Here is a 6887-nt window from a genome sequence, read left to right as displayed (position 1 = left end):
TACCTGCCGAACGTTATAGTGAGTTCAAACCCATACATACGTCCGGATGATTACGGGATTTCGATAAAGGCAGAGCATTGGGATGATCGGACTATACGCAACATTAAAATGAGCTGGAAGAAGGCGAGAAAGACAAAGAACTTCCTCTGGGAGAAAGGATTTACATTTTATTGTTTAACGCCTAAGACTCGTCACAGAGTTCACAGTGGATGGTCGAACGTTGACTGGCATATGCTGTACGATTCAAATTTCGGCGATCCGTACAGACTGGACAAACGGTCACCGTGCGTAGGTGAGCATCAGCTCCATATTAATCCTGCGGCAGCGCGTGACCTTGGAATAGAAGATGGGGATTATGTTTACATAGACGCAAATCCTGCCGACAGACCATATATAGGCGCCAAACCGGGAGATTTCTTCTACCGCGTTTCAAGGTGTATGTTGAGAGCAAAATATAGCCACGCTTATCCATATAATATTGTGATGATGAAGCATGCTCCGTTCATCGCGACGGAGAAAAGCGTAAGAGCTCATGAATCACGACCTGACGGACGAGCGTTGTCCGCCAATACGGGATATCAGGCGAACCTGCGTTACGGTTCGCAACAGTCAATAACTCGTAATTGGCATATGCCGATGCACCAAACTGATACCCTTTTCCATAAAACGAAAGCCTACATGGGATTTATATTCGGAGGTGAATCGGACAATCATGCCGTAAACACCGTCCCGAAGGAAACGCTTGTGAAGGTGACAAAAGCTGAAGACGGAGGGATGGGAGGGCTTGGAATTTGGCAACCTGCTACGACAGGATTCACGCCGGACAATGAGAGCGAGTTCATGAAGAGATACATCGCCGGTGGTTTAATCGACATGAAAGAATAGAAGGAGAAAGTATGCCTTATAATGATCCGGATCCAAGCGATCCTAATGTATTAGTCGGTGTCGAGCTTGAAATTGATGAAGACGCTGCGAAAGATATGGCTTACGTTTTTGCCGAAGAGTTCGCTCGACTTGGGATGGATAAAAAGAAACTGATGGGAATATTCAGTAAAAGCGAATATGCAGGAGCCCACCGAGCTTATCTTCAGCTTGGAGAAAATGAGATCGAAACTATCGTAGACGAATGTATCTCTGTGTGGGGAAGCGTCAGAATAATTGATCGTGTAAACAACAGCAACCCACATCAAGAATAAGAAATGAGATCGAGAAAATATAAATATTTAACGAATTATCAGCAAAAGGAGGAGTACTGTGCCTAAAGTTAAAAATTGGCAGATAAATCGAGAAATGGATTATCCATACGTGGGAGCGTATCCTGATCGCCAGTTCGCATTCGTATTCAACATAAACCGCTGCATCGCATGTCAGACGTGTACGATGGCTTGCAAATCCACATGGACGTTCAGCAAGGGACAGGAACAGATGTGGTGGGCTAATGTGGAAACCAAGCCGTATGGCGGATATCCTCAATTTTGGGATGCGAAAATCCTCAAACTTCTTGAGGAAGCTAATCCGGGTAAACAGAACTGGAGGAAGAGAAACGGAAAATACAGATTTGAAGGAAAGACGATCTTTGAAGCTATCAAAAAGAGATTGCTGCCGAACAGCTCGCGTGTTTTAGGTTATCTTCCGGCAGATTACGAGTGGAATTCTCCGAATATTTATGAGGATAACCCTCAAGGAAAACTCGGAAAGGTCAACGAGCTGGACAAGGAAGGTGTTGAACTGCCAACTCATAAAACATGGTTCTTCTATTTAGCGAGAATATGTAATCACTGCAGTTATCCGGCTTGCCTTGCCGCTTGCCCCCGCGAGGCAATATACAAGAGACCGGAAGACGGCATAGTTTTAATTGATCAGGAAAAATGCCGCGGTTATAGAAAATGTGTGGAAGCATGTCCATACAAAAAGGCGATGTACAGGGGCAATACACGAATCACCGAAAAGTGCGTTGGCTGTTATCCGCGCGTTGAGGGATCCGATCCGGAGTCCGAAGGAACTCCTATGGAAACACGCTGTATGGCGGCTTGTATAGGTCAGATGAGGATGCAGGGTTTGGTCAAGATGAACAACGACGGTAGTTGGAAGAAAGATCGATACAATCCGTTGTATTATATGGTTCATGAAGCGAAAGTGGCTCTTCCGCTTTACCCGCAGTTCGGAACATCCCCAAATGGATATTACATTCCACCCAGATGGGTGCCGAGGAAATATCTTAAACAAATGTTCGGTCCCGGAGTCGATCAGGCTATAGAAAATTATATGAATCCGAGCCGAGAGCTGTTAGCAGTGTTACAACTCTTCAGGCGTTCAAACCGGATAATATTCAGTTACGAGTTTGAGAAAGGTCCTAAAATCTATGAAGGCACTATCAGGGGTAAACCCGTCATTATTTATAATGATACGGTCATTGCGTACGGCAAAGACGGTACAGAACTTTTCCGTACGACTATTGACGAACCGGTTTACGAAAGACCCAAAAAATACGCTAACTCAATTTAAACAGGATAGTGATATGACAAATAGAAGAAATACTAATGACGCTGAAATTGCTCTTTGCAGAAGCGGAATATATGAGGCATTAACTCTCGGATTCCGGCCTCCGACTGAAGAGACCGTCAGAAGGCTAATATCGAATGAACAGAACTTGCTCTTTGCCGAGCTGGTTTCAATATTTGACGAGAATCTTGTGGAGGATGTCTCAAATCTTGCGATGAGAGTAGATGCTGAGATGGTAGATAAATTGAAAAGTATCTATTACAATTTGTTCGGTCACAGCGCACGCTCGAGTGTACCGCCGTACGAAACAGAATTTGGCGATAAGAATCTCTTCCAACAACCGCATCAGCTGGCTGATATATCGGGATTTTTAACTGCGTTTGGTCTAAAATTAAATGTAGCCGAGCATGAGAGAATCGATCATATCAGCTGTGAATTGGAATTCATGTGTTTTCTCACAAGAAAAGAAGCATATGCGATACAAAATGAAAAATCGGCATTGTTGAAAGAAACCCTGAAGGCTGAACGCTCTTTTCTGAAAGACCACCTCGCGCGGTTTACTCCGACATTTAGTCACCTTTGTATAAAGGAAGACCAGGGCGGATTTTACGGTAATCTCGGTAGATTGCTGCAAAACTTCATTCAATTAGAATGTGTTCGATTCGAATTAAAATCTGGTTCGGAGAAGCTGCATCTCAGGTCCAGCGTTGAAGTGGACGAGTGTTTTGATTGTGAATTTAGCGGCGATGTTCAGGATTTAGCAGGAGATGGTAAGTCAACGGATGAACTTGTAAGTTGAAGCAGAAAACAAACGCTGAAATAAAATTTCTCCTGGAATACTCGCCGACGTTGATTGAAGAAGCGGTTATGTGTTTCATAAACGGTCAGAATGAAGAAACAGTATTTAGGGAGGAACGGAATGCACTTTACAAAATAGAGGATACAGAACAAAGAGATTCTGCATTTCAAAATTTTCATCTGTCCTGGTTTGCGAAACTTGAGCTTGATACTCCTTTAGTTAAGTCTTTATGTTCTTATCCACATATTGCTTCAAAGGTCGACCGTGTGGCGATTGTTCAAGCGCCTTCTAAGAATAAGGAGGGCGCAGAACTTTTTAGAAAGAATGACAAACAGTATTCCGATGATGAAAAGACTACGTCAATCCTAATTTCGCTGGCGTCTGAACAATTTTGTCAACCGGATAGACTGCTTGATTTTCTTAGACACGAACTTCAGCATATTGAAGACATACTAAACCCTGACTTCGGATACAAGCTCAACTCATCCAATCCTAAGAAAAGTGCGTTAATAGACTCGCTATTCCTGCAAAGGTACGGTGTATTATGGGATTTGACAGTGGACGGTAGATTGTTGAATAATGAATTTAAAACCTCATTATCGAAAGAAGCACATTTCGAAAAGTTTCGACAAACATTTCAGTTACCTCAAAGGGAATCTTCAAAATTGTTTGATTATTTTTTTGATAATCCCAACCCAACGCATGAAGAATTGGAAGATTTCGCCGTAGATCCCCTCGGCTGGCTGGAAGACCGTAATAATGCCAAAGATGTCAGAAAAGGTAACTGCTCGTTGTGCACCTTCAGCTCAACTGATCTATCAATAATTCCGGAGCAATTTCCAAAAGAGATAATAAATGTTATTCAAAACGAAAATCCGAACTGGAAATTATCAGATCCAATCTGCGGCCAATGTATTGATATTTACGAATCCCGGTTCACAGTACGCATTGCCTCACCTAAAATCGCGCTTTAAGAAAGCTGTTGCCTAACGGGAAATGTAGCCCAATTTTTAAGAAAAATAAGCGGAGGGTACTTAAATGAGGTTAGCAAAGAGTTTCAAAACGATGAGAGAGTTGTTGACACAATTAGTTGCTCGATACAGGGAATCTTACCGCGTAAAACCTCCCCAAAGGGTTCCATATTAATGACGTAGCAAAAGGACCCTTTGAATATGTGTGGGATGAAATCTGTTCCTGGTTGGAAGAACATCCGGAGCGCAAATCCAAATCCCTTTTTATTGAACTGCAGGAACATTATCCTGGTCAATACAGGGGATGTCCACTCCGAACTCTACTAAAGACGTGTTAAAGAATGGAGTGGAAAGGCGACATTAAATTTTGTATAAGAGTGGATGAAAGATGAATTGTTGTCAAAAGATAATTTTACGACTGAACTCCGGGGTAAGATTATTCATGAGGCAAATTTTCGAATTGGGTATGATTTATTCATGTGGCAATACGAGCGGGGAAAATAATCGTCATTGAACAACAGAGTTAATGTTCCAAGTAAATTAAGCTGGTCAGGGAATATTTGTTGAAAATAAATGCTTGTGAGCTTCATCACATACGGTGGTGTAAAAGTTACAACTTAGCTATATTATAATTTAAAATCTGTGGAGGAGGGGTGATAATGCGGCAAAGCGATGATTATGCTCATCTACAGGCGATAGTCGAGAATGCGCTTGATGTAATTATTAGAATCAATGAAAAGGGTATCATAGAGTGGGTTAACTCCGCATCTAAGCGAATATTTGGATACACCCAAAATGAGTTGGTTGGTAAAAATGTCAGTGTTCTTGTGCCTGACCCCGATGGTATTAAACACGATTCCTATATTTCACGCTATATTAAAACGAAAGATAAAAGAGTTATTGGTAAAGGTAAAGATGTGTTGTGCAGAAAAAAGGATGGTACTACTTTTCCGGTACATCTTTCTATAATTGAGATAAAGATAGACAGTGTGCGGTATTTTACCGGAATTTTACGGGACATCACAGGACTAAAACAGAATGAAATCGAATTGGCACAGTATAGAGAACATCTCGAGGAGATGGTTGAGTCACGTACGAAAGATCTGAAGAGGTCTAATAATAATCTCCTGAAGAAAGTTGCAGAAAGGAGTAAGATTGAAGAAGGGTTAAGAGAAAGCGAGGAACGTTTCCGCACATTATCAGAAACAGCATTTGAAGCGATAGTAATAGCAGAAAAAGGTAAAATTGTAGAAACCAGCCCGAAATTTGCCAAGATGTTCGGTTATAAACAGTCAGAAATGATTGGAATGACCGCTCTTGAACTGACTGCTCCTGAATATCAAGAATTGGTGATGACGAACATTAAAAACGATATTGAAAAACCGTATGAAGCTGTTGCAGTGAGAAAAGACCAGTCCACTTTCCATTTTGAGGCTCAAGGGGTAAAGATTTCATACAACGGAGAGAAAGTAAGGCTTACCGCAATCCGGGACATTTCACAGCGCAAAGCAGCGGAGATGGATATACACAAAAGCAATAATTTGTTACAAGCTCTCAATAGAATACAGGCTGATTACATTAAGGAATCGGACAAGAAGGCAATATTCGATAAGCAATTGGAATATTTACTTTCTATGACTCAAAGCGAATATGGTTTTATCTGCGAGGTTCTCCACGACTCAGACGGAGCGCCTTATTTGAAATCATTCGCAATAACAAACGTAGCCTGGAACAGAGAGACTAAAAAGTTCTATAAGAAAAACGCTCCGAAGGGTTTAGAATTTAGAAACCTTGATACGTTGTATGGTGCGGTTGTTAAATCCGGTGAACCGGTAATATCGAACGATCCATCAAATGACCCAAGAGGTCGTGGGAAACCAAAAGGGCATCCACCTCTCAACTCCTTTTTGGGCGTACCGTTGTATAGTGAGGGAGAGATGGTGGGAATGCTTGGAATTGCAAACCGACCGGGAGGGTATGATGAGAAATTAGTTGATTTTCTTGAACCATTTTTCAGAACGAGTGGGAATATAATACAAGCGCTGCGAATGGAGCGTGAGCTCACAAAAGCAGGTGAGAATATTCATCTCTTGCAGTCAATAACACAAGCCGTCAATGAATCTCAGGGCTTTCACTCAGCACTTGAGATTACACTTAAGAAAGTTTGCAACTCTATTGGTTGGGATTTTGGGGAGTCGTGGATTCTTAATTCCGATAGTACACTACTTGAATATGGTCCGGTCTGGTATAGCAGCAATAGCGAAAAGTTGAAAGACTTTAAAAGAGTGAGTCAGAAGTTCACATTTTCACTGAACTCAGGGCTTCCCGGGAAAGTATGGTCATCCAAAAAACCAATGTGGATTAAGAATACTTCAATAGAATCGGAGAAAATTTTTCATAGAGCAAAATATGTACAGGATGCTGGTCTTAAAGCGGGATTTGGCGTTCCTCTAATCGCCGCCGATCAGGTGATAGCTGTACTTGTATTCTTCAATTTCCAATCTTTTAAAGAAGACAAGAGAAAGGTTGAGATCGTTTCAGCCGTTGCGGCTCAATTAGGCTCAGTCGTGCAGCGCAAGCAAGCAGAAGAAAAGCTAAAAGAATCAGAGGAAAGA

6 protein-coding genes are annotated in these 6887 nt (G+C 41.8%); all 6 read left to right on the top strand.

Annotation, left to right across the window (positions count from 1 at the left end):
- Positions 1-18 precede the first annotated feature (18 nt).
- Positions 19-885, top strand: a complete 867-nt coding sequence (locus IIB39_11030; protein MCH8929231.1) for a hypothetical protein — start codon at positions 19-21, stop codon at positions 883-885.
- Between the two features lie 11 nt (positions 886-896).
- Entirely contained in the window at positions 897-1196 is a 300-nt protein-coding gene (locus tag IIB39_11025; GenBank protein MCH8929230.1) for a hypothetical protein, read from the top strand.
- Positions 1197-1254: 58 nt separating this feature from the next.
- A complete protein-coding gene (locus tag IIB39_11020; GenBank protein ID MCH8929229.1) occupies positions 1255-2505 on the top strand; it encodes a 4Fe-4S dicluster domain-containing protein in 1251 nt (416 codons plus the stop codon).
- A gap of 13 nt (positions 2506-2518) precedes the next feature.
- Positions 2519-3301: a molecular chaperone TorD family protein gene (locus IIB39_11015; protein ID MCH8929228.1), complete on the top strand. Its 783-nt coding sequence runs from the start codon at positions 2519-2521 to the stop codon at positions 3299-3301.
- A complete protein-coding gene (locus tag IIB39_11010) occupies positions 3298-4275 on the top strand; it encodes a hypothetical protein (GenBank protein ID MCH8929227.1) in 978 nt (325 codons plus the stop codon). Before IIB39_11015 ends, IIB39_11010 begins: the two co-directional genes overlap by 4 nt.
- Positions 4276-4931: 656 nt before the next feature.
- Positions 4932-6887, top strand: a 1956-nt coding sequence (locus tag IIB39_11005) for a PAS domain S-box protein (GenBank protein MCH8929226.1), incomplete at its 3' end; no start/stop codon positions are given.

It is taken from the genome of Candidatus Neomarinimicrobiota bacterium, assembly GCA_022573815.1.
GTDB lineage: Bacteria > Fidelibacterota > SORT01 > SORT01 > SORT01 > JACZTG01.
Note: the sequence above shows the minus strand (reverse complement) of the source record. Positions and strands in the feature narration are given on the sequence as shown.